Here is a 23,186-nt window from a genome sequence, read left to right as displayed (position 1 = left end):
TATGAATTCGCGGCGTGGTACGACTGCGAAGCATCCCCCTAACACGATACTAACGCGCCAATATAGGCAGGTATTCCGGGAGCACTCCGGAACGGGGGATCCGAATCTTGTCGTTCAGCTCCCGATACTCCTCCTCCGCCCGGCTTCGCGCGGTAATCCCACCGCCCGAGCGGAAGAAGTACCGGTCCCCCACCCGCTCGATGTAGCGGATGAGTACGCAAGTATCGAGTCGTCGGCCGTCGAAGTAGCCCGCGATGCCGCAATAGTAGCCGCGGTCCCGCCCCTCCGCCTGCCGGATGAGCGCGAGGGTAGCGGATTTGGGAGCTCCACTCACCGAGCCGGCAGGGAGTAGCGTACCGACTACGGTACCCAGGTTCTCGCGCCAGTCAGGCCGCAGTTGCCCCCCGATAGCGGAACTGGTCTGCACCAGCCCGCCCGTCGCCGTTTCGATCGATTCCAGATAGCGATAATCCGTCACGCGCACCCGCCGGGCCACCCGGCTCAGGTCGTTGCGGATCAGGTCGACGATCGTGGCGTGCTCCGCGATCTCTTTTTCGCTGGAGAGCAGGTAACTCCGGCCCGTCGGGGTGTTTTCCGCGGTCCCCTTCATCGGCCGGCTTTCCAGGTAACCGGACGGGTCGATCGTTACGAAGGTTTCGGGGCTGAAGCTGACGAACTCACCGGGCAGGTATACCCGGTACTTAGCGTGACTCTGCTGGTAGACATCCTCTAGGGAGGCGGACAGTTCCACGGGCGTGGCGAAGGTCAGGTTGGTGAGAAAGCTATCGCCCCGTTGCAGCCCGGCCTGCACCGTCCGGAAAGCTCGGTCGAAGCGGTCGAAGGGCACGGGTGTAGGGTGCATCGCGATGGGTACCGGTGCCTTGTTACGAACATCCGGCCGCTCCGGGAAGCTAAAACGGATGCCGGACGGACCGAACTCCTCCGGGGATAGCAGCAGAGGTTTCTGCAGTTCAAAGTCAATCAGGAAGAAGCAGGGGGTACCCGACGCCCCGAACGTGTTGAGGCGGGCAATCCATGCAGCGGGAAGCGTGGGAACGTTCACGGTATAAGGACGCGGGAGGAGGAAAAAAGTTACATCAGAGCGCGTCCTCCGCCGCCCGGAGAAAGTGCAAACTCTCGGGAATGGCCAGGTGAGCACGGGGCGATTCGCGGCTGAGCTCCACACACACGAGACGGCGAAAATTAACCGCTCGGAGGGCCCGGAGCAGGGGTGGAATGGCCATGTCCCCCTCGTGCAGCGGCAGGTGCAGGTGCACCCCGCGGTTCATTCCCTCGATGGATACGGTACCGAGGTGATCGGCGTATTGGTACACGGATTCTGCGGGTTCTTGCTCGCCCGTTACCCAGACATGACCGAGGTCCAGGGCGAGACTCAACCTTCCCTGCAGCCGGGAATGAGCGGCGAGCAGCCGGCGGTAGTCCGCGTTGGTTTCGATCAGCATGCCCGGTTCGGGTTCCAGACTGACGGAAACGCCCCGTTCATCGGCATAGTCGGTCACCGCTACGACGCCTTCGGTAAGGTAAGCGAACGCCTCCTCGTCATTGACGGTAGCTTGCCTAACGCCGGCCCAGAAGGAAACGGTTTCCGCTTCCAGAATGTCGGCAATGTCGATGGCCCGTCGCAGAAAGTCTACGCGGCGGGCGCGGGCGGCGGGCTGCGGATTGATCAGCGTAGGTTCGTGTTTCTCCGCGGCACTCAGTAAAAACCGGGCCCCGGTTTCGATCACGCAACTTAACCCGAGATCACGCAGCCGGTCGCCAACCTCCCTGCTCCGACGCTCCCAGTCCCGGGCGTAGGGATCCAAATGGTGCCAGTCCAGGGTGAGCGCCACGCCGTCGTAGCCCGCCCGGGCGATCAGATCGAGTGCATCGGGGAGGCGGTGGTGGGCACAGCCGTTGGTGTTGTATGCGTAGCGGAGTTTCATCGGAAGGATCCAGCCTTTACAGTCCTATCTGTCTCCTCCCCTCGCGAATGTAGTTCCGCACGTTGAGCCAGAAGGCGGCAAAGAAGTAGAAGAGCAGGGACGAACCGAGGGACAGGCACGACAGGTAGATAAAGTAGATCCGTACCCGGGTCCGCTTTATGCCCATCTTATCGCCCAACCAGGCACATACGCCGAAGGCGGATCGCTCTAAAGTCCTGCGGAAAAACTCCATACGCGGTGGTCGATTTGCTGCCGGTCTCCCGAAGTTACGCACTAGAGCCTAAGCCGGGGCCGCAGATAATCAACCGAAACTTCCCGCACTTGTTGGCCGGCCAGGTCGTCCAGCGTCAAATCTTCGATGCCGTAGCGCACGAGCCGCAGCACGGGGCACCCTACGGCGGCACACATGCGGCGGACCTGCCGGTTCTTCCCTTCCCGCAGGGTCAGCGCCAGCCAGGTATCCGGTATTTCCCGGCGAACGCGGATGGGGGGATCGCGGGGCGGGAGCGCGGGAGCAATCACTTCCACGCCGACGGGCAGGGAAGCATGTTCTTTACCCTTGATGCGGATCGGGGGCCCGTCGGCCAGTGCCCGCAGGGTATCCCGGGAAGGGTCCCCCTCCACCTGCACCCAGTACGTTCGTGCATGTCCGTAGGTGGGGTCGAGCAGGCGGTGGTTGAGTCGCTTATCGTCCGTAAGGATGAGTAGTCCTTCGCTGTCGCGATCCAGCCGACCCACCGGATACACCCCCGCCGGAAAATCGTAGAGATCGGCCAGCGTCCGGTGTTCGGGAAGCTCGCGGGTAAACTGGCTCAGCGTACCGAACGGCTTATTGATCAGAAAGTAACGCATCTAGAGTTCTCGTTCCAGTACGGCCAACTCTTCGTCGACTTCTCGGTGGGTACCCTCCAGGATTTGCAGGTTCTTCTGTTCCCGGTCGAGCATTTCGTCGAAGCGGGCGAAGTTGGCCTCGATGCGCCGGCGCAGGGTGGTAATGTAGGCTTTAAGCTTCTCCTCGAGTTCTCCGGCCAGACGGCTGCGGCCGCCGGCGATCTCCTGTTCGAAACTCTCCACGATCCGCCGCCGCTTGCCCCGTGTACTGAAACCGGCAAAGATGATCCCGACGGTGGTCAGTACGCCGCCGGTTACGTCTACGACGGGCAAACTGCTCAGGGCCATCAGGATCACGCCCAGGGCGGCCATTCCGCCGCCCGCCGCGAGGTTGGGGGCCAGATTTTCGCGGTCCGCGAAGAGGCTTTCGTCGGTGAAGCTTTCCGTTTTGCTCACGAAGCGGTTAAACTGATCCTGTAGGTCGCGCAGGACGTTCTCCCGCCGTTCCGCGATGCTGGAGAAGATCTCGTGGTCGTTGCTGAGAATCGTCTGACTTCCCCGGATCTTGAGATCGATGGTCTTTACCATTTGCTGGATGCTTTCCGCGAGATCGACCACGTTGTCGTTCAGGCGGGCGCGCAGCTTGTCGTTGAGTTCGGTTTCCAGGTCACGGGCGAGATTTTCCAGCCAGGTCTTGGCGCCGGGCGTACTGCCGAAGGTGGAGGCGAGACTGCGCTTCACCAGGCCGAACATACTCAGGCCGTCGCGGAGCTCGGCAAGTTTACTCCGTGTGATGCCGTCGTAAGTAAGCAGTAAGTTTTCGACCATCAGGTCGACCTGCTTATTGCTCTGGGCGACCTGTTCGTCGAGAGTCTGCTGGATGTCGGTGCGGAAGTGCGTATCGGCTTCGAACTGACTGCGGCGCAGCAACAGCCCGTCGGCAATGCGGGCGTTAATGGTCTGGGCCGTAACGATGCTGTTGTTCAGCTTCAGGCGCGGGGCCTGCCCGCCGGTAATGTTATCGGTGATGTACTGCCGCAGGGGCGCGAAGCCGCTCCCCTCCCCGCCTTCCTGCTCCAGCTTGGCGGATACGGCGAATACCCGTGGCTGCTCGATGCCCTCCGCCCGCGCTTTTTCGGCGACGCCGGCTAGATTGACCTCGAGTTCGCGCTCGGTGGCCAGATCACGTTGCTGCAGTACGAAGATGGTTTTCTTACGCCAGTCACCGTGGATGTACTTAAAAAAATCCCAGGCCGACTGGCGGTAGGGGTTCTTGGCTTCGAAGACGAATACGATCAGGTCGCTGGCGGGAATGAACTGCTCCGTGATTTCCTGGTGGTGCTCGACGATGGTGTTCGTCCCCGGAGTGTCCACGATGGCGATCTCCCGCAGAATGTCCACCGGCAGAAAAATTTTCTTCAGGTAGGGGTTCACGGTTACTTCGCGACGCTCCTCTCCGTAGATGATCTGCTGGATGGTATCCGTCATCGGCTGGGGAGCGGCCTTGGCGATCTCCTCGCCGGTAGCCAGCAGGGCGTTCACGAAACTGGATTTCCCGGCCTTCACCTCCCCCACGATCACGAACATGAAGGGTTCGAAGATGCGGTTGCGCAGGTCGCTCACCGTGGTCGCCATCTCGTCGTGTCCGATCCGGATGGTGAGTTCGTGCAGCCGTTTGATAATTTCTTCCAGTCGGGCGCGGTCGGCCTGCAGGCCGGCGTCAAGTAAGTTTGCCATGCGGTAAAGGTAAGTTCGTCCCGTGCTTACAGCAGGGCGATTTCCGGACCCAGACAGAAAAGCCCGTCCAGGATGGAGAGGTCCCCGACGAAGCCGTGCCGCTCCCCGAAAACCTGACGGTACGGGGGCACCGCTCGTTGGGTATGGCCGGCTCCCGCGTCCGCGCCCATAAATTGTTTGCTGTGGTGGAGACTGACGGGGAGTTGCAGCAACTCCAGGATTTGCGCGGTGATGGCCCAGTTGTGGTCCCACAGGTACGTGCGTTGCTCGCCCGCCACCGCGAAAATATCGTCGGCGTAGTGCTCGAAGTAGGGTGCCCGCCCGTACGCCGAGCGCAGGGCCTGTTCGTGCTGCCGCTGCCAGTCGGTGACGTAACTGATGCGCACCTCGCGCACGGGCATCTGCTGGTGCTTACCCCCGGTAAGGGGCACGGACAGCAACTGCGGTCCGTTGGCGGTGACGATGCGACAACGGTTCCGGTAGCCCCCCTTCTGGTAATTCTCGTGGGCCTCCCAGGTCCAGCTCCCCGTATCCAGTGCGTTCAGGAACCAGGTCAGTGGTGGAAAATAGGCGGTGGAAGTGAGCAATCGGTCGACTTGGTTACGGGTCTTCGTGGGGATCATTTAAGCAAACGGGGGGGCAAACATATGAGAATTAGCCCCGGTTACGAAAATATGAATGCATCAGACAAACTAACCGACCGCTACAAAAAGCAAAATCCGCTAACCCAGTACCCCCGCCCCCCCTTTCCGCGTCAGCCGCAGGATCGACCGGGCTCCGTCAATAAGATGGAACCGGAACCCGACCACGGCGAGGAAAGCTACGTGGGCTTCGGTCGCCTGAAGGGACGCAAGGCCCTGGTGACGGGAGGGGATTCCGGCATCGGGCGCGCCGCCGCCATTGCCTTCGCCCGGGAGGGTGCCGACGTGGCCATTAACTACCTGCCGAGTGAGGAACAGAACGCTCAGGAAGTCGTCAAATTGATCGAAGCGGAGGGCCGCACGGCCGTAGCCATACCCGGAGACATCGTCGAGGAAAGCTTCTGTAAGGAACTCGTCCAGAAGGCGGTAGCCGGACTGGGCGGCCTGGACATCCTCGTCAATAACGCCGGACGGCAAACCGCGCAGAAATCGATCGATGAGCTGACCACGGAGCAGTTCGACAACACCTTCAAGGTGAACGTATACGCTCCCTTCTGGATCACGAAGGCGGCCCTGGCGCATATGTCGGCCGGCGCTTCGATCATCAACACCGCTTCGGTACAGTCCTTCGACCCTTCCCCTAATTTACTGGACTACGCCCAGACCAAGGCCTGCAATGTCGCCTTCACCAAGGCTCTGGCCCAGCAGGTGGCCGAGAAGGGCATCCGGGTAAACGCCGTAGCACCCGGACCCATCTGGACTCCCCTACAATCTTCGGGCGGTCAACCCCAGGATAAGATCGAGAAGTTCGGTTCCACCACCGCCCTGGGCCGTCCCGGTCAACCCGTGGAGCTGGCACCCATCTACGTGCTGCTGGCCTCCCAGGAAGCCAGCTACATCACCGGTGAGGTCATGGGCATTACCGGCGGAGAGATGCCGTATTAAAAACCAACCGGACACAAAGCAATCGCGGGGGTGCACGTTATACGGGCACCCCCGTTTTGTTGTACGACCCGGCCCACCCCGTCTCAGAGTTATCTTCACCCTATGTTGCGACTACTACCCTTTCTGTTCCTTGCCAGTACCTACCTGAGTGCCCAGTCCGAACCCCGGGCCTTTGCTCTCTTCGATAAGAAGGGCAAGGAGGTTTCCTTTAAAAAAATGATGAAGGAGCTGGATGACGCGGACATCATACTCTTCGGCGAATACCACGACAACCCCATCGCTCACTGGATGGAACTCACGATTGCCGACCGCCTTCCGGGCTATGACCTCGGCATGGAGATGTTCGAAACCGATGAGCAGGAACCTCTCGACCGCTTTCTGGCCGGAGAGATCACCGTCGGGGACCTCGATAGCCTCACCGGGGGCGTCTGGCCCAATTTCAAGACGGACTATCTTCCCCTCCTCGACCTCGCGCGGCGCGATTCCGCTCGGGTGGTGGCTACGAATACCCCCCGGCGCTTTGCCCGCATGGTATTCCAGCGGGGCTTCGTAGTGCTGCAATCCCTCCCCGCCGAGGATCAGGCCCTCCTACCGCCGCTTCCCCCACCCTATGATCCCGAACTTCCCTCCTACCGGGCCATGGTGATGCCCGGTCAGGGCATGGGGCACAACGGGGAGAATTTCCCCAAGGCGCAGGCCATTAAGGATGCCACCATGGCCTGGTACATCGTCAAGAACGTCCGGCCCGGACGTACCTTCCTTCACCTCAACGGCAGCTACCACAGCGACGACTACGAAGGGATCGGCTGGTACCTGCGACGCTACAAACCCCAACTACGGGTGGTCACCATCACGACCCTGGAGCAACCCAACGTCGACCGGCTGCAAGCCGAACTGATCGGCAAGGCGGACTACACGCTGCTCGTTCCCGACAATATGATCAAATCGTACTGACCGGTCTACAGTCCCCAGATGGCATCGGTCACCAAAAGGATGGCAATCAAGCCGGAAAAGACCGCGGTGAAGAGCACCGCCCCGGCCGCGACGTCCTTGGCCTTACCGGCAAGTATGTGGTATTCCGGACTCACTAGGTCCACCACGTATTCAACGGCGGTATTGAGCGCCTCGGCCGCCAGCACGAGTCCGGAGCAGAGAAGGACGGCGACCCACTTCCAAAGCGGAAAATCGAGTCCCCAACTCACGGCTACCATGCCTACGAAGGCCAGCATATGGATCCGCGAGGGCGCATGGTTGCGCAGGAGATCGTAGGCCCCGCGGAAGGCGTAACCGAAGGCCGACAGGCGACCCCTGGAGTAGCTTATTAATCGCTTCATATTACTTGCTTCAAAGCCCGGCGCGGGCGACTTGTTCGGCCGTGACCCGTCCCCTCACAACCAGCCGACGCCGCCCCGTAGGGCGATAAAGGCCGCCAGGGCGAGAAAGGGCGCCAGCCAGGCCGTGATCAGGTAGGTATAGTACTTGCGGCTTACCCGACTGGGCTGCACCCATTCCACCACGTGGCTCAGTATCCAGATGGCCAGACAAATGCTGCCAAGGATGAGTGCCAGCAGGGTGCCGGCGTACTCGTCGTACAACATCAGCAGTGCGTAAACGATCAACTGCGCGATTAGGAGCAGGGCAAAATTCACTTACCGCCGCGCTCTTCCGTAATCATGGCCCGCGTCTCGACCCGGCTGAGCAGGTGGTTGCCGACCTGCTCTCCCTGCCGCACGCCGTAGTCGATGGCCGGGCGGTAGTGGATGCCGCCGTAGAGTCGGCTGATGGCCGCTTCCTCACTGGCGGCCAGGAAGCTCGGATAACTTCGGGTCGGCAGGTCGTACTCTTCCTCACTGTCGTCGTCGAAGGCGAAGTTATCGCCGTACAGATCGGTGAGTACGATGGCGCAGGCCCGGCTGACCACGGAGTGGCCGCTCGTATGTTCGGGGAAGGGCGGCGTCTGCAACAAGGGACGCCATTCCTGATCGACGTGACGGTTGATGAAGGTTTCGGGGCGGACGAGTTTGCTGCGGTACTTCTCGTCCCAGCAGCTGATGAAGGCGTCGTACATGGCCATGCTCGTCATGGCGTAGGTTTCCACCGTGCGCGCGAAATCGGCATCGGCCTTACGGGCGGCAATGGCGGCGATGTTGATCCAGTGGCCTCCCGGGGTGATTTTCTTGGTCGCGAACATCAGGTGCCCCACCGTATGACTGACGTAGGGATTACAGTCCCAAAACTGGGCGATGGCCTGGCGTTCGGCGGATTCTTCCTCGCTCACGCCGCTGAACACCGTGTATACTTCATTGACCTCCCGCATCCACTTGCTGTCGGGTTCCAGACTGTACTCGGTGGGCGGCAGGGGGCGGAATTGGCTGGCACTGTCGAGGGCGAAGGCCCGGATCTTCATCCAGCTCGGCTCGATGCCGTCCATGTAGTCGGGCGGCGTAGGCTGCCACTTCGTCTCGTCGTCGGTGATGGAGTACTTCGGGAAGGTGCGCGTCTGCTTGTACATGTCGCCGGCGTACCAGGAGATCACGTGATCGGCCACCTGCTCTCCGTAAGCAACCGAAGCGTCGAACACCTCGGCGGGCATTCCGATCCGGCGGACTTCGGCGTAGAGGTTGTCCCGAAACTCATCCATCTTATCCTCACTGAAGATCAGACTCTTACCAACCTTCAGTTGCGCGGCTACTGCAGCCAACGGGTACGCGATTTCCGTATTCGCGGGGGGCGGGGGCGCGGGAGCCAGGTGGGGAACCTGACCGGCCAGACTTTTCAGGTGGGGATCCCCGGCGGCCAGGGCTTCGTAACCCGCGATGCTCGAGTAAGCGTAGATCCGGCTGGCCACCGGTGGGGAAAAAATATCGTGGACGATCACGTCGGTCAACTGCTTGACGCTGCGGTGAAAGTATTCTGGTTCGGCTACTTCCTCGCGGTAGTTCGGGTTTACGTCTTCTCCGCAGGAGGTAAGCGTAGCGAGCAGGATCGACAGGGCGATAATTCTGAAGTAAAACGTCATTCGGGTGCTGATTGGGTCAACGAAAAAGGGCAGCACGTCTTTTGCGGTCAGGAGGTCAAAGGTACAACAACCGAGGCGGCGCGAAGGATTTTCGGCCGACATCTACCCCGGTCCGCGATCCCTACGGAGTACAGAATTCTGGCCGCTTACGCCCGATGAATTCCGCCAGCAAGCGTTCGTACGCCCGGGGCCGCCACACCACGTTGTGCGCGTGCCAGGCTCCCCAGTCCAGCCGGTGGTAGGTCAGCATTTCCGGGTTGATCCGTTCGGCGATGTAGTCTGATTGTTCGGGGGCCGTCAGGGTATCGGCCAGGGAGTGTAAAAGCAGGGTCGGCACGCCGATGTTCTCCCCGGCCAGGAGGGGACTCGCGCTGACGAAGTCCGTACCGCTGCGGTAGGCTACCCACCGAAAAGTACCCGGGGTAAGGGCCGCCAGGGCGGGGCCGTAGTCGCGTACCCCCCGCTCCGTGATGGCCGTTTCCCAATCGGCGTAGGGACTTTCCGCGATGACGAAGGCCGGACGGACGGTTTGCCGGCCGGCGTCAAGCAGCACCGTGGCCGCTCCCCAGCTTTCGCCGAACCAGCCGATGCGGTCGTCGGCGAGACCGGTCAGGGAGCGCACGTAGGCGTGGGCCGCCAGCAGGTCGGTTGCCTCGTTGATCCCTCCCGTGCCGTAGGCCTCGTCGCTTTCGCCGAAGCCCCGGTGGTCGTAGAGCAGCAGGTCGCATCCGCAGCGGTCGAAGTAGGGGGTGTACTTCAGCATGCTTAAGCGGTTGTCGTGGTAGCCGTGGGCCATCACCACGGCGCAGCGAGTACCGTCTTGCCTGAAGTACCACCCCCGCAGGGCGAGGCCGTCGACCGGACTGCGAAAGGTGATGGGTGCGGGCGGCGGGAGGGTCGCCCGAATGCTGTCGACGTTGATCTTCCACTGCTGGGTCGCGATGCGGTAAGATTCCTCCAGACTGCGGTTCGGGGTATCTAGTACGAGGTTGCTGATGAAGTACGTTAAGCCGACGTAGAGGACCAACAACCCGGCCAGGAAGATGAGCAATTTTTTCATTGGCGATCGGCTGACATTCCACCAAATGTAGGTGCTCTATCTTCGCGACCGAAATCGTATGCCCGCACTCGAACGTAAATACCGCACTCAGGCCTTCATCCAATTCGCCCTGGCCGTAGCCCTCCTCGTGGTCGTCAACGTGCTCGCTAACGCGAAGATCGGCAATACCCGACTGTACGGAGCGCTCGACCTCACCCAGGACAAGCGCTTTACCCTCACCCCCCACACCCAGCGGCAACTCTCCGGGCTCGAGGAGCCGGTCTACGTACGTATTCTGCTGGACGGCGAGCTACCGGCCAGCTACCAACGCCTGCGCACGGCGGTAGAGGAAACACTCGAAGACTTTTCCGCCTACACCGACTACGTCGAGTACGAGTTCGTGGATCCGCTGGCCGGACAGCCCGATGACGTGCGGCAGCGCCAGGAGGATATGCTGAAGGACGGCATTATCCCCATCACCGATTACCAGCAGTCGGCCGGCGAACGCACGACCCGGGCCATTTATCCCTATGCCCTGTTCTACTACGGTGACCGACAGCGAATCGTCCCGTTGATCTCCAGTGCCCGGCCGGACGTACCCATCGAACAGCAACTCAACCAGGCCGAAAGCTTGCTCGAGTACAACTTCACCCGGGCCATCGACGGGCTGCTCAGCAACGATCGGCCGGTCATCGGCTTCACGCTCGGAAACGGGGAGCTCGGTCCCCTGCAGTTTGCCGACCTGGTGAGTGAACTGCGCAAGGACTACGAGGTGGGGCCGGTGTACCTGGACAGCTTCGCCACCCTGCCCGCGGACATCGACCTGCTGATCGTGGCTAAACCCACCGTTCCGTTCAGCGACTTCGCGGCCTTCAAGCTCGACCAGTACGTCATGAACGGCGGCAAGGTCATCTGGGCCATCGACGCGGTCGCCATGGACTACGACAGCCTCCGTGCGACCGGCGAAGCCTTTCCGCAGACCCGCACTACCGGCCTGGAGGACCTATTCTTCCGCTACGGCTTCCGACTGGGCAATCAGTTAGTGCTCGACCTGATCAATACCCCGATTCCGATCGCCACTAACCAGGGACAGAGCGGTCCGAAGTTCTCCCTGGTCCCGTTTCCGTATCACGTGCTGGCTCTGCCCCACGGCGATAATCCCATTGTTCAGAACCTGGACGGGGTGGACATGCGCTACCCCACCCTCATCGAGCTGGTCGGCGGGGGGGATTCCGTGGAGGAAACCGTGCTGCTGGCGAGCAGCGATCGTGCCCGGCGCCAACGACTGCCAACACCCATCGACCTCGACGCCCAGAAGTTTAGCGTGGACCTGGAACGCTTCAACGAAAGTGACCTGCCGCTGGCCGTACTGCTGCGCGGCACCTTTTCCAGCCCCTATGCCAACCGCCTGAGCCGCGACAACGAACGCCTGCTCGAAAGCAGCGGTTTGCCCTACCGCGGCGAGTCCCGGGAGACCAGCATGATCGTCATCAGCGACGGCGACGTACTGGCCAACAGCGTCAACAGCCGTGGCGAGGTAGGCTTCCTGGGGGTCAACCCATTCTCGAAGATCCCGTACGCCAACAAGGATTTCATGCTGAACGCCGTGGAGTACCTCCTGCATCCCGACGGGGTGATCGCCAGCCGCAGTAAGCAGGTTAAATTGCGCCTACTCGACCAGAACCGTGCCCAACAGGAAGCCGGATACTGGAGGCTCCTGAACCTGGGAGTTCCCCTCCTTCTACTAGCTCTTTTCGGGCTGGCATTCAACTACTTCCGCCGGCGGCGTTACGCAAGACCATAAGGCATGAAGCGCACCCTCATTCTGCTGACGGCAGTAATTCTGCTCGGTACGATCGCCTGGTATACCACCACGCCGGCGAATACCGAACCGCCCGCCGACGACCGCGATTTTGCCTACCCCCGGGTGCAGGAGATCCACCGGATCTACGTTGCCGATCGCAACGGGCGCGAGGCGGAACTCACCCGGGGCGGTCCGACCGGGTGGATGTACGGTGGCAAACATCCCGCTAACGAGAACGTGATGAAAAACCTGCTGCAGGCCATCGGGCATATGGAAGTGCAGTCGCTTCCGACCAGCAAGGCCATCCCGAATCTGGTCCGTAACCTGGCCGGAGGCGGCATCCTCGTTCGGCTCTTCGACCGCGGCGACAACAAATTGCGGGGCTACTACATCGGCGGCGGCGCGAATGGCGAACTCGGCACGGCCGCCATCATGGAGGGCAGCGATAATCCGTACATCGTCCACTTACCGATGTGGACCGGCAATCTGCGCCACCGCTTCAACTTGCGGGATGATGAATGGCGCTCCAAAAGACTCTTCGCGGTGGATCCCGCCCGGGTCGAATACCTGAGCATCGACTACCCCCAGCAGCGGGCGGAAAGTTTCCGGATGCAGCGTGATGCGAACGGTGCGTTCCGCGTTACGCCACTCTACGACATTGGCCTAACGGAAAAAGCCGTCTCTCGGGGCACGGCGGAGGGCGTGCTATCCCGCTACGAGGACTACTACATCAGCCGCTACGAGAACGGAGATGAGGCGTCCATCCGCAAGGCCCGGGAGGCGGTACCGTTCGCGGTGATCCGCCTCAAGGAAAGGGATCGGGAGGAGCAGCTCATGTCCGTATTCCCCCGCTTCGCCGATCCGACCGGCGGGCAGTTGTCCGCGTACACCGCCTTCGTCAACGACGGTCAGGACTGGGCGCTCCTGGCCGTAGAAACCACCCAACCCCTACTTCTGAGTTATGCTTCGTTTTAGCCTGCTCTGCGCCTTGATTTGCCTTACGTCCGTGGCAGAGCCTACGCCACCCTGGGGGTTCTTCGGCCACCGACGGATCAACCGGCTGGCCACCTTTACCCTGCCCCCGGAAATGATGCCCTTCTTTCGGGCCAGTATCGATTACCTCGCCGAACACGCCGTCGACCCGGACAAGCGCCGCTACGCCAGCGAACACGAAGCGGTTCGTCACTACATCGACCTTGACCGGTGGGGGTCACTGCCCTTCCCGGAACTGCCGAGGACCTACGTCGACGCCCTCATGAAGCACGCCATAATTCATACCGTAAACGGGCCCGGAGACACGGTGCACTGGCGGCAGGACACCCTTATCGGCGATCGCGTCCTCCTGATCTCCCGGGACCATACCTTCGATCTGCCCCACGACACCCTGCGTCAACTCTGGTATAGCACCCTGTTGCCCGCCCTGCGTGCAGGGGAAGGTAGCGTGCCTGCGGACTCCCTGCGTGCCGCCGGCTTCCCGGAACCCATCCTATCGGCGGGCGTTACCGATCGTTTCTCAGAATCCGGCATCCTGCCCTATTACCTGGCGGCACACCACCGGCAACTCACCCAGGCGTTCGTGGACCTGGATGCGGACCGCATTCTGCAACTGTCGGCGGAGATCGGCCACTACATCGGTGATGCTTACGTCCCCCTGCACACCACCGAAAACTATAACGGTCAACTGACCGGTCAGACGGGTATTCACGCCTTCTGGGAGAGCCGGTTACCGGAATTATTCGCGGATGAGGAGTTCGACTATTTCGTCGGAGCGGCCGAGTACGTCGCGGAGCCTAACGACTTTTACTGGGACGTCGTACTGGGCAGCCACGCACTGGTGGACAGCGTACTGCACACCGAACGGCGACTGCGGGAGGCGTTCCCCGCCGACCGGCAATGGTGCACGGAAGAGCGGCTGGGGCGTCTGGTAAATACGCAGTGCACCGAATTTGCCCGGGCGTGGTCGGAAGCCATGGATGGAATGGTCGAACAGCGATTTCGGGCCGCGATTCACGGGGTCGGTTCCGTGTGGTACAGTTGCTGGGTGGATGCCGGCCAGCCCGACCTGGGTGTACTTTTCCCAACCGAATCGCTGAACGTGCCGGATGAACCGACCGCTTCGGCCAAGCCCGCTGATTCCCGTCCGCATGAGTAAGCGAATATTACTCCCGGCGGCCCTCCTCTTCGTTGTAGCGGCTTACTACTCCGCCGGGTATCACCAGCTGGACGAGCACTTTCAGATCCTGGAGTTTGCCGCTTACAAGCTGGGGTTGGCGGAGGCTACGGACCTACCGTGGGAATACCACGAGCGGATGCGACCGGCGCTGCAACCCGCCCTGGCCTACACGATCCACCGGGTCGTCGGCTGGTTCGGCCATACCGATCCCTTTACGGTCGCGTTTATTCTACGGCTGTTGTCGGGCGCGCTGACGCTGACCGTAGCGGGGCTCCTATACCGGAGGTACGTACCCCGAATTTCCGCCGGGGTACGCCTCTGGTTCGTCCTGCTGCTCTTCTTCCACTGGTGCGCTTACTACAGCGGCGTGCGCTTCTCGAGCGAGAATTGGTCCGGTCTGTTCGCCGTGATCGGCCTACTACTCTATCCCCTCTCCCGCTCCGGGGACCCTCACCGCTTCACGGGTGCCGGCGGCCACTCCGCCTTTCTGGCCGGGGCGTGCTTCGGTCTGGCCTTTCTGTTTCGGTACCAGGTCGGCATCATGGTTGCCGGCTTCGGCGCGTGGCTGTTGTTCGTCGAACGGGAGCGGTGGACCTCCATTGCCGCCGTGGTTGCGGGAGGCTTGTCTGCCCTCCTGTTGGCCTACCCCCTTTCTTACTGGTTGTACGGAGAGTGGACCCTGCCCGCCTGGAACTACCTGGCGGCTAATCTGATCGAGGGGAAGGCGGCTACCTACGGCACGCGGCCGTGGTATGCGTATCCGGTGTTGGTCTTTCTGCGGGGCATCCCACCCCTCAGCCTGGTTTACCTCGTCGGGACGGTTGGCTTCTGCTGGTGGTTCCGGCGCGACCCGCTTACCTGGATGGTCGTGGCCTTCGTGGTCGTCCACTCCGCCCTGGCCCGGAAGGACATCCGTTTTCTGTATCCCCTGATTCCCCTCGTCCCCGTGCTCGTGGCGGGGGCGGCAACGGCCTGGCAGCGCCGCGGAGCGGACGGCTGGTGGCGCAAACCCCTTACCCGGTGGTTGGTGGCACTGTCGGCCGCTACCAATTTCGTCCTACTACTGGCCGTCCTTCTGCGACCGGCGGCTTCCGAGATCGCTCCGGCCCGCTTCGTCAACCAGGCTTACCCCGGAGCGGCTACGCTGACCGGGCCCGATGCGGAAATTATCGACGCCGAGGGGGCCACGGCCCGCTATTACGGTCGACCGCGCCACCAGATCGATTCGCTTTCCCTGGTCAGGCCCGGCTCCTGCGGCCCCGCCCCCTGTCTGTTCGTTACCCACACACGCGAAACTCCGGCACCCCCGGCGGCGGGAAAACTGGTGTTCACCGACCGGCCGGAATGGATCGATACGGTTAACCTGGGTGGATGGGCGGACCGGCAAAAGTGGTGGTACATCTACGAATTTCGCTAAGGCGGCCGCGGGTCGACTTCGCAAGCGGCTTATGCCTATATTTGCCGCCCTATGACTGCCCAGACTACCGACCTCACCACCTCCTGGACCCTCGCGGAATTACAGCAACTGCACGACAGTCCCCTGATGGAACTGCTGTACCGGGCCGCTACCGTACACCGTAAGCACCACGATCCCAACGAAGTGCAAGTTTCCAGCCTCGTCAGCATCAAGACCGGAGGCTGCCCCGAAGATTGCGGCTACTGCCCCCAGGCGGCCCGCTACCATACCGACATCGAGGAGAATGCCCTGATGTCAGTAGAGCAGGTAAAGGCCGCCGCCGAACGTGCGAAGGGACTGGGCAGCAGCCGACTCTGCATGGGTGCCGCCTGGCGCAACGTGCGCGACGACGCCGAATTCGACCAGGTGCTGGACCTCGTCCGTACCGTGAACGGTCTCGACATGGAAGTCTGCGCGACCCTGGGCATGCTGACGCCCAACCAGGCCGAGCGCCTGGCCGCCGCGGGACTGTACGCCTACAACCATAATCTCGACAGCAGCGAGGAGTACTACAAGGAGGTCATCTCCACCCGCGGATACCAGGATCGCCTGGAGACCATCGGCAACGCCCGCAAGGCCGGCCTTACTGTATGCTCGGGGGGCATCATCGGTATGGGCGAGTCCGTGACCGATCGCCTCAACCTGCTGCTCACTCTGGCGTCCCTCGACCCCGTTCCGGAATCCGTGCCCATCAACGCCCTGGTGGCCGTAGAGGGAACTCCCCTGGAAGATCAGCAACCGGTGAATATTTTCGAAATGGTCCGTATGATCGCCGTGACGCGCATCGTACTTCCGACCACCACGGTTCGCCTGAGCGCGGGGCGCACGGAGATGTCCGCCGAGGGGCAGGCACTCTGCTTCTTCGCCGGCGCGGGCAGCATTTTCGCGGGGGATAAACTGCTCACTACGCCGAATCCGGAGGCTTTCGCCGATATGGAACTATTCGCCGCGCTGGGCCTGCGCCCCACGGCCGCCTACGCGAAGGGCTCCCGCCCCGTTCCTACCGAAGATCCGGGCGCGCCGACGGCGAAGGAGCGCATCCGCTGGAGCCGGCCCGGCCACAAGATCGAACGCAACGAAGCGAAAAGACACTAATCGAGAATCCCCTAAATTATCTACGATGAGCCGCACGATGGTCGCCGGAAACTGGAAAATGAATACCACGCCCACCCAGGGTACCGCCCTGGTCAGGGAAGTGATGGAGAAGGTCGGCAATCCGCCCACGAAGGTGGTATTCGGGGTTCCGGCCATCCAATTACTGGCCGTACAGAAACTGGTGGAGGGGCACCCCAACTACGCCGTTGCCGCCCAGAACATGCACCAGGAGCAGAGCGGTGCTTACACCGGAGAGATCAGCGCCGAGATGCTGGTCGACGCCGGCATCGAATACGTAATCCTCGGGCACAGCGAGCGCCGCGATTACTTTGCGGAAGACGACGAGCTCATCAACCGCAAAATCATCCGCGCGCTGGAGGCGGGACTCACCCCCATCTACTGCTGCGGCGAAAAACTGGACATCCGGGAGGCCAATAACCACGAGGTCGTGGTGGGTAAGCAGGTCGAGGAAGCTTTATCCTCCCTCTCTCCCGAGCAGGTCGCGAAAATCGTTATTGCCTACGAGCCCGTATGGGCCATCGGCACCGGCGTTACCGCCAGCAAGGAACAGGCGCAGGCCATGCACGACCACATCCGCCGCATGATCTCGAATCAGTTCGGCAGCGAGGTGGCCGCTAACATGACCATCCTCTACGGGGGGTCGGTGAAGCCCGACAACGCTACCGAACTCTTCGCCGAACCCGACGTGGACGGCGGACTGGTGGGCGGTGCCAGTCTGAAGGCGGACGATTTCGCGGCCATCATCCAGGCGGCCGGTTCGCGGCGGTCCTAGTCCCTACCCTTCGATGTGAAACGACAGGGTGAAGGTGCGGCTCGTCACCTTCTCCAGTACCCGACTTTCCGGCAGGGTCGGGTTGAACAGAAGCGTGTTGCCGATCCCGTGGCTGATCTTGAATTCCGGTGACAGGATGAAGTAGGGGAAGAAGATCTGGATTCCCGCCCCGTACTCTACGCTGAAGTCGTGCGGACTGATCCGGACCAGTTCCTCCGCCTGTCGCGTGCGACTTTCACTAGCGACGTCGAAGCTGTACTTCATGCCCGCGATCAGAAACAGCCGTTTGTCGCGGTAGGGCGCCGATTTGTACCGGAAGTAGAACGGCATTTCGATGAATACCGATTCTACCTTTTCCTGGCTCTCGACGCGGCGTACACTGCTCTGGGTGTAGTTGAGCGTCCGTTCGGCGAAGCTGAACCCCGGCGTGAAGCGAAAATCGAAGTACTTACCGAGCTTCAGGTTCCCGATGAGGTTCAGGTTGAAGCCGGGGCCGTCGAGGCTGGTCACCCCCACGATACTGTCGGTATAGATGAAGTCGTTGCTGCGGAAGGGAGTATAGCGACTGGAGTTGTAGCCGAGCGTGATGCCGAAGTAGTAGGGTTTCGCCTGGAAGTCGAAGAAATTCTGGTTCCTTCCCCCGACGAACTGGGCGCGGGCGCAGGAGCAAAAGCCTACGGTAAAGAGCAGGGTGATGATTACCCGTTGGCGGTGTAAATGGAAGCCACGCCAAAGGTGAGTGATTTGCATCTCGTGTCGTTGAAGCCGACCCGGTCAAGGATCGCTGTAAAGTGTCTGCCGCTGGGAAATACCTGCACGCTCTCGAAGAGATAGGCGTAGGCGCGGGGGTCATTGCTCTGTAAACGGCCGATGAGCGGCATAATTTTGCCGAAATAGAAATTAAACGCCCAGCGGAGCGGAGCGACGCGGATCCGACTAAATTCCAGGATCACCAATTTACCCCCGGGCCGCAGGACGCGGCGCATTTCGCTCAGGCCCCGTTCGAGGTTCTCGAAGTTGCGCACGCCGAAGGCCACCGTCACGGCATCAAAGGAATCGTCGGCGAAGGGGAGCTGTTCGCTGTCACCTTGTACGAGGGTGATGCGGTCGTCGAGCTGCAATTTTGTCACCTTGCGGCGACCGATTTCGAGCATGCCTTCGCTCAGGTCGAGACCGGTCACGTGGGCGGCGTCGGTGCGCTTCGCGGTCTGGATAGCGACATCGGCCGTACCGGTAGCAACGTCCAGGATGTGGCGGTGCCGGACGGGATCGAGCTGGGCGATGAGCTTACGGCGCCACAGGGTGTCGATGCCCAGGGAAGTACCCCGGTTAAGCAGGTCGTAGGTGGGAGCGATCGCGTCGAACATCCGCCCTACTTCCGCCTTCTTCGACTCCTCCTGCCCGTAGGGTTTCACCACCTTGTCCGTCCTTTTCATATGCCCTAGTTAACGGGTCAAATTAGCTTTGGTTGAGGTAGGTTTTGAGGCACGATTTTTGTACCTTCGCGGGCGGGCGGGACCGCGGATTTCCTTGATTAACAAGCTGTCCGCGCACGCGCTCTACGTTGCAACCCGCAGCGAAGCTAAAACAACCAATTTCAATGCCAAATCAAAGAATCATTCCGGTCAACATCGAAGACCAGATGAAATCGGCGTACATCGATTATTCGATGTCGGTCATCGTCAGCCGGGCCCTGCCCGACGTGCGCGACGGCCTCAAACCGGTCCACCGCCGCGTGCTCTTCGGTATGTCGGAACTCGGACTGAGCTACCGCGGGGCCCACAAGAAGTCGGCCCGTATCGTCGGAGAGGTACTCGGTAAGTACCACCCCCACGGTGACTCGTCGGTGTACGACACCATGGTCCGTATGGCCCAGGACTGGTCGCTCCGTTATCCGCTGGTGGACGGCCAGGGTAACTTCGGCTCCATGGACGGCGACAGCCCGGCCGCCATGCGCTATACCGAGGCGCGGCTGCAGCGCATATCCGACAGCATCCTCGGCGACCTGGACAAGGACACCGTGGACTACCAACTTAACTTCGACGACACGCTGAAGGAACCCACGGTGATGCCTACCCGCATCCCCAATCTCCTGGTCAACGGCGCGTCCGGCATCGCGGTCGGTATGGCCACGAATATGCTCCCCCACAACCTGAACGAGGTGGTCGACGGCATCATCGCTACGGTAGATAATCCCGACATCACGGTCGACGAGCTCATGGAGTTCGTAAAGGCACCCGACTTTCCTACCGGCGGCATCATCTACGGCATGGACGGCGTGCGCGAAGCCTTCCGTACCGGCCGTGGCCGCGTGGTGGTCCGGGGTCGGGCCGACATTAAGGTCGACGCCAACGACCGGGAAACCATCATCATCAGCGAAATTCCCTATCAGGTTAATAAAGCTACCCTGGTAGCTAAGATCGCCGAACTGGTGAACGACGGTAAGATCACCGGCGTCAGCGCCGTCCGCGACGAATCGGACCGCGACGGCCTGCGGATCGTCATCGAGGTGAAGCGCGATGCGATGGCCTCCATCGTACTGAGCTATCTCTACAAGTACACGCCCCTGCAGAGCAGCTACGGGGTGAACAACGTGGCCCTCGTCGGCGGCCGGCCGATGACCCTTAACCTCAAGGATCTGATTGAGGAATTCGTGGCCTTCCGGCTGGAAGTCATTCAGCGCCGCACGCGTTTCGAACTCAACAAGGCCCTCGCACGGGCCCACATCCTCATCGGACTGCTGATCTCGCTCGACTATCTGGACGAGGTGATCCGCCTGATCCGGGCCAGCGCCAACCCCGAAGAGGCCAAAGACGGCCTGATGGCGGGCGACTTCATCGAGGACAAGGCCGCCTTCTGGAATAAATTCGGCGACCTGGTCCGGGAAGTACAGACCGAAGAACTGATCGTCGCCGACGGCAACGTCATGAGCGAGGAGCAGGCTAAGGCCATTCTCGACATGCGTCTGCAGAAGCTCACGGGTCTGGAGATCGATAAGATCCGCGATGAGTACGCCGAGATCCGCGAACTGATCGACCGCCTGCGGGCCATCCTGGAAAGCGAGGAACTGCAACGCGACATCGTCAAGGAGGAGCTGCAGGACGTACGCGCCCGCTTCGGCGACGAGCGGCGCTCCGAGATCAGCCTCGACACGGCGGACATTTCGATCACGGATATGATCGCCGACGAGGACGTGGTCGTGACCATTTCCCACCTGGGCTACATCAAGCGCACCCTGGTCTCGGAATACCGGGCCCAGAGCCGGGGCGGTCGGGGCAGCCGGGGTTCGAAGACCCGGGACGCCGACTTCATCGAGCACATTTTCATCGCCAGCAACCACAACTACCTGCTGCTCTTCACCGAGCACGGTCGGTGTTACTGGCTGCGCATCTACGAGATTCCCGAGGCGGGTAAGAACAGCGGTGGCCGGGTCATCCAGAACATCCTGGCCATGCCGAAGGACGATAACGTGCGGGCTTACATCAGCGTAGCCGACCTGACCGACGCGGAGTTCCTGGCTAATCATTCCGTCATTTTCGCCACCCGTAAGGGCCAGGTGAAGAAGACCAGCCTGGAGGAGTACAGCCGTCCCCGGACCAATGGCGTCAACGCCATCACCATCAACGAGGGGGATGAACTACTGGAAGCTCGACTGACGACGGGCAACAGCCACGTATTCCTCGCCACCCGTAAGGGACAGGCCATTCACTTCGAGGAAGAGAAAGTGCGTAACATGGGCCGCAACGCCGCCGGTGTCCGGGGCATAACGCTCAACGGACCGAAGGACGAAGTGGTCGGTATGGTTACCATCGACCATGATCTGGACATGGATAAGTCCATTCTGGTGGTCAGCGAAAAGGGAATGGGTAAGCGGTCGGAATGGTCGGAGTACCGCATTACGAACCGTGGCGGCAAGGGCGTCTCGACGATGAAGATCACCAAGAAAACCGGCGAACTGGTTACCATCAAGGCGGTCAGCGACGAGGACGACCTGATGATCACCAATCGCTCCGGCATTCTGATCCGTACCTCCATGGAAGCGCTCCGCGTAATGGGTCGGTCGACTCAGGGCGTACGACTCATTAAGCTGGAGCCGGACGACGCGATCGCGGACGTCGCCGTGGTCAGTATCGACGAGGACGAGATCGCCGGTGAGGAGGAATAGGCCCGAGACTTCGGCTGCGAACACCGGCTTTCCCGCGCCGTTCCCGTAACTTTATGAAGGCGTTAACGATACTTGCGTCGACAATCGACGTTTTGCAGTTACCTCCGCCATAATCAACTGTCTAAGGAGAGACACATATCATTCAGAAACCAACACTATTGCCATGCGTAATTTTTTGCTTAGCGCTTTCATCGCGCTCTTTGCTATCTCCGCAGCTTTCGCGCAAAGCGGCGAAGACAAGCTGAAGGAAGCCTCCAAGGCTTATAGCAGCTTTACCTCCACCAAGGACCCGGTCAAGCTGCAGGAAGCCGTCGACGCCGCCCAGATCGCCCTTCAGGACCCTACCGTCCAAAGCGATTATAAAGCACACCTCGAAGTCGCGGACATCTACTCCGCCGTGATCAACCAGTACGTGACCGACCGTACCCTGGCCAACAATGAGCCCATCGAGCCCCTGCTGGCCCAGGCAGCCTCCAAGGCCGCCAAGCTGTACATGAAGGCTTACAACCTGTCGGATAAGAAGGGCGGCCAGCGCGATGCGCTCAAGGGCCTCGAAACCCTTCAGGGCAACATCTCCAACGAGGGGATCTACGCCATTCAGGATAAGTCCTACGCCGACAGCTACGCCGCCTTTAACACCAGCGTGGAAGTCCACGAGTTCCTGACCAAGAACGGCGGAAAGAGCGTGTACGAAGGAGACGAGTCCAAGCTGAACGACGAGCGTTACTACGCTGCCCTGTCCGCTGTACTCAACGAAGACTACAACGCCGCCGAACCCCTCTTCCTCGCCCTCTACTCCGGTGGCTACGATGACGTAGGCATCTACGACGGTCTGTACAAGGTGTACAGTGGTAAGGACGATATGGAGCAGGCCGGTAAGTACCTGCAGGAAGGCCGGGAGAAGTTTCCCGACGAAACTCAGCTGCTCTTCACCGAAATCAACTACTACCTGGCCCAGGACAAACTCGACGAGCTGACCGACAAACTGGAAGAAGCCATCAAGGCCGAACCCGAAAACGTGAGTCTGTACGCTACCCTCGGCTCCGTATACGACCGCCTGTACCAGTCCACCCGGGATGAAGACCCCGAAACGGCCAAGACTTACTTCAACAACGCGAAGAGTAACTACGAGGCTGGACTGAACGTTGACGAAGAGAACGCTTCCCTTATTTACAGCCTCGGCGCCCTCTACTTTAACCGGGCCGCCAACATGACCAACCAGCTGGTAGAACTCGGCAACGATTTCAGCAAGGAAGGTCAGGCCAAGTACGAGGCGCTGGAGAAGGAAATCAACGCCGAGTTTGACATCGCTTTCCCCTACTTCCAGAAGGCGGAGAAAACCGATCCGAACAACCTCAACACGCTGATCGCGCTTAAGGAAATCTTCGCGCGCCGCGACAACTACGACGCTTCCAACGAAATGAAAGCCCGTATCGAGAAGGTTCAGGCCGGAGAAAAGATTGAGAAGTCTTACTTCGCCGAGCAGGGTATGTAACCCCGACCGATCCCCCTACGCGCAAAGCCCCGCTGAAGCTAGCTTCA

At 61.0% G+C, this 23,186-nt stretch carries 22 protein-coding genes; 10 read left to right on the top strand and 12 right to left on the bottom strand.

Going from position 1 to position 23,186, the window contains the following annotated elements:
- Positions 1-49 precede the first annotated feature (49 nt).
- Genes NMA52_RS03890 through NMA52_RS03865 form a run of 6 tightly spaced genes read right to left on the bottom strand, consistent with a single transcriptional unit; the run spans position 50 to position 5,101 of the window.
- Positions 50-1,063, bottom strand: coding sequence for an aminodeoxychorismate synthase component I (locus NMA52_RS03890; RefSeq protein ID WP_254826331.1), 1,014 nt, complete (start codon positions 1,061-1,063; stop codon positions 50-52).
- 34 nt (positions 1,064-1,097) lie between these two features.
- Complete coding sequence (locus NMA52_RS03885; RefSeq protein ID WP_254826330.1) at positions 1,098-1,946, bottom strand: sugar phosphate isomerase/epimerase; 849 nt, start codon at positions 1,944-1,946, stop codon at positions 1,098-1,100.
- A gap of 16 nt (positions 1,947-1,962) precedes the next feature.
- Entirely contained in the window at positions 1,963-2,178 is a 216-nt protein-coding gene (locus NMA52_RS03880; RefSeq protein ID WP_254826329.1) for a PspC domain-containing protein, read from the bottom strand.
- Between the two features lie 41 nt (positions 2,179-2,219).
- Positions 2,220-2,798, bottom strand: a complete 579-nt coding sequence (locus NMA52_RS03875; RefSeq protein ID WP_254826328.1) for a pseudouridine synthase — start codon at positions 2,796-2,798, stop codon at positions 2,220-2,222.
- Complete coding sequence (locus NMA52_RS03870; protein WP_254826327.1) at positions 2,799-4,514, bottom strand: dynamin family protein; 1,716 nt, start codon at positions 4,512-4,514, stop codon at positions 2,799-2,801.
- A gap of 26 nt (positions 4,515-4,540) precedes the next feature.
- Positions 4,541-5,101: a WbqC family protein gene (locus tag NMA52_RS03865; RefSeq protein WP_254826326.1), complete on the bottom strand. Its 561-nt coding sequence runs from the start codon at positions 5,099-5,101 to the stop codon at positions 4,541-4,543.
- 87 nt (positions 5,102-5,188) lie between these two features.
- Between NMA52_RS03865 and NMA52_RS03860 the strand changes: the two genes are divergently transcribed.
- Positions 5,189-6,100 carry an SDR family oxidoreductase gene (locus tag NMA52_RS03860; RefSeq protein WP_254826766.1) on the top strand — a complete coding sequence of 304 codons (912 nt, stop codon included), beginning with the start codon at positions 5,189-5,191 and terminating at the stop codon, positions 6,098-6,100.
- A 102-nt stretch (positions 6,101-6,202) separates the two neighbouring features.
- Positions 6,203-7,054, top strand: a complete 852-nt coding sequence (locus NMA52_RS03855; protein ID WP_254826325.1) for a ChaN family lipoprotein — start codon at positions 6,203-6,205, stop codon at positions 7,052-7,054.
- Between the two features lie 5 nt (positions 7,055-7,059).
- On the opposite strand, the gene NMA52_RS03850 is transcribed toward NMA52_RS03855, so the two are convergent.
- The 4 genes from NMA52_RS03850 to NMA52_RS03835 all read right to left on the bottom strand — a co-directional run bounded on the left by NMA52_RS03850 (position 7,060) and on the right by NMA52_RS03835 (position 10,179).
- Positions 7,060-7,434: a diacylglycerol kinase family protein gene (locus tag NMA52_RS03850; protein WP_254826324.1), complete on the bottom strand. Its 375-nt coding sequence runs from the start codon at positions 7,432-7,434 to the stop codon at positions 7,060-7,062.
- Between the two features lie 54 nt (positions 7,435-7,488).
- On the bottom strand, positions 7,489-7,749 hold the full coding sequence (locus NMA52_RS03845) for a hypothetical protein (RefSeq protein WP_254826323.1): 261 nt from the start codon (positions 7,747-7,749) through the stop codon (positions 7,489-7,491).
- Positions 7,746-9,119 carry a vanadium-dependent haloperoxidase gene (locus NMA52_RS03840; RefSeq protein ID WP_254826322.1) on the bottom strand — a complete coding sequence of 458 codons (1,374 nt, stop codon included), beginning with the start codon at positions 9,117-9,119 and terminating at the stop codon, positions 7,746-7,748. The genes NMA52_RS03845 and NMA52_RS03840 overlap by 4 nt, the downstream gene beginning before the upstream one ends.
- 121 nt (positions 9,120-9,240) lie before the next feature.
- On the bottom strand, positions 9,241-10,179 hold the full coding sequence (locus NMA52_RS03835; RefSeq protein WP_254826321.1) for an alpha/beta hydrolase: 939 nt from the start codon (positions 10,177-10,179) through the stop codon (positions 9,241-9,243).
- A 58-nt stretch (positions 10,180-10,237) separates the two neighbouring features.
- On the opposite strand from NMA52_RS03835, the gene gldG reads away from it, so the two are divergent.
- The 6 genes from gldG to tpiA all read left to right on the top strand — a co-directional run bounded on the left by gldG (position 10,238) and on the right by tpiA (position 17,479).
- A complete protein-coding gene (gldG, locus tag NMA52_RS03830; protein ID WP_254826320.1) occupies positions 10,238-11,962 on the top strand; it encodes a gliding motility-associated ABC transporter substrate-binding protein GldG in 1,725 nt (574 codons plus the stop codon).
- Positions 11,963-11,965: 3 nt separating this feature from the next.
- The gene (locus NMA52_RS03825; protein WP_254826319.1) at positions 11,966-12,937 is read left to right on the top strand and encodes a DUF4340 domain-containing protein; all 972 of its coding nucleotides are present in this window, start codon (positions 11,966-11,968) and stop codon (positions 12,935-12,937) included.
- The gene (locus NMA52_RS03820; RefSeq protein ID WP_254826318.1) at positions 12,924-14,114 is read left to right on the top strand and encodes a zinc dependent phospholipase C family protein; all 1,191 of its coding nucleotides are present in this window, start codon (positions 12,924-12,926) and stop codon (positions 14,112-14,114) included. Before NMA52_RS03825 ends, NMA52_RS03820 begins: the two co-directional genes overlap by 14 nt.
- Positions 14,107-15,552 (top strand): hypothetical protein, encoded by a 1,446-nt coding sequence (locus NMA52_RS03815; RefSeq protein WP_254826317.1) that lies wholly within the window; start codon positions 14,107-14,109, stop codon positions 15,550-15,552. Before NMA52_RS03820 ends, NMA52_RS03815 begins: the two co-directional genes overlap by 8 nt.
- Before the next feature lie 126 nt (positions 15,553-15,678).
- Positions 15,679-16,686 (top strand): biotin synthase BioB, encoded by a 1,008-nt coding sequence (gene bioB, locus NMA52_RS03810; RefSeq protein WP_371930942.1) that lies wholly within the window; start codon positions 15,679-15,681, stop codon positions 16,684-16,686.
- 25 nt (positions 16,687-16,711) lie between these two features.
- Entirely contained in the window at positions 16,712-17,479 is a 768-nt protein-coding gene (gene tpiA / locus NMA52_RS03805) for a triose-phosphate isomerase (RefSeq protein ID WP_254826315.1), read from the top strand.
- Between the two features lie 3 nt (positions 17,480-17,482).
- Here tpiA and NMA52_RS03800 read toward each other — a convergent pair whose 3' ends face one another.
- Both NMA52_RS03800 and ubiE read right to left on the bottom strand, forming a co-directional pair.
- A complete protein-coding gene (locus NMA52_RS03800) occupies positions 17,483-18,229 on the bottom strand; it encodes a porin family protein (protein ID WP_254826314.1) in 747 nt (248 codons plus the stop codon).
- On the bottom strand, positions 18,178-18,915 hold the full coding sequence (gene ubiE / locus NMA52_RS03795) for a bifunctional demethylmenaquinone methyltransferase/2-methoxy-6-polyprenyl-1,4-benzoquinol methylase UbiE (protein ID WP_254826313.1): 738 nt from the start codon (positions 18,913-18,915) through the stop codon (positions 18,178-18,180). Before ubiE ends, NMA52_RS03800 begins: the two co-directional genes overlap by 52 nt.
- Positions 18,916-19,079: 164 nt before the next feature.
- On the opposite strand from ubiE, the gene gyrA reads away from it, so the two are divergent.
- Together gyrA and NMA52_RS03785 are read left to right on the top strand one after the other, a co-directional pair.
- The gene (gyrA, locus tag NMA52_RS03790) at positions 19,080-21,644 is read left to right on the top strand and encodes a DNA gyrase subunit A (RefSeq protein ID WP_254826312.1); all 2,565 of its coding nucleotides are present in this window, start codon (positions 19,080-19,082) and stop codon (positions 21,642-21,644) included.
- 163 nt (positions 21,645-21,807) lie between these two features.
- Complete coding sequence (locus NMA52_RS03785) at positions 21,808-23,139, top strand: lipopolysaccharide assembly protein LapB (protein WP_254826311.1); 1,332 nt, start codon at positions 21,808-21,810, stop codon at positions 23,137-23,139.
- Positions 23,140-23,186 lie beyond the last annotated feature (47 nt).

Origin of the sequence: Lewinella sp. JB7 (assembly GCF_024297185.1) — a bacterium.
GTDB lineage: Bacteria > Bacteroidota > Bacteroidia > Chitinophagales > Saprospiraceae > Neolewinella.
Note: the sequence above shows the minus strand (reverse complement) of the source record. Positions and strands in the feature narration are given on the sequence as shown.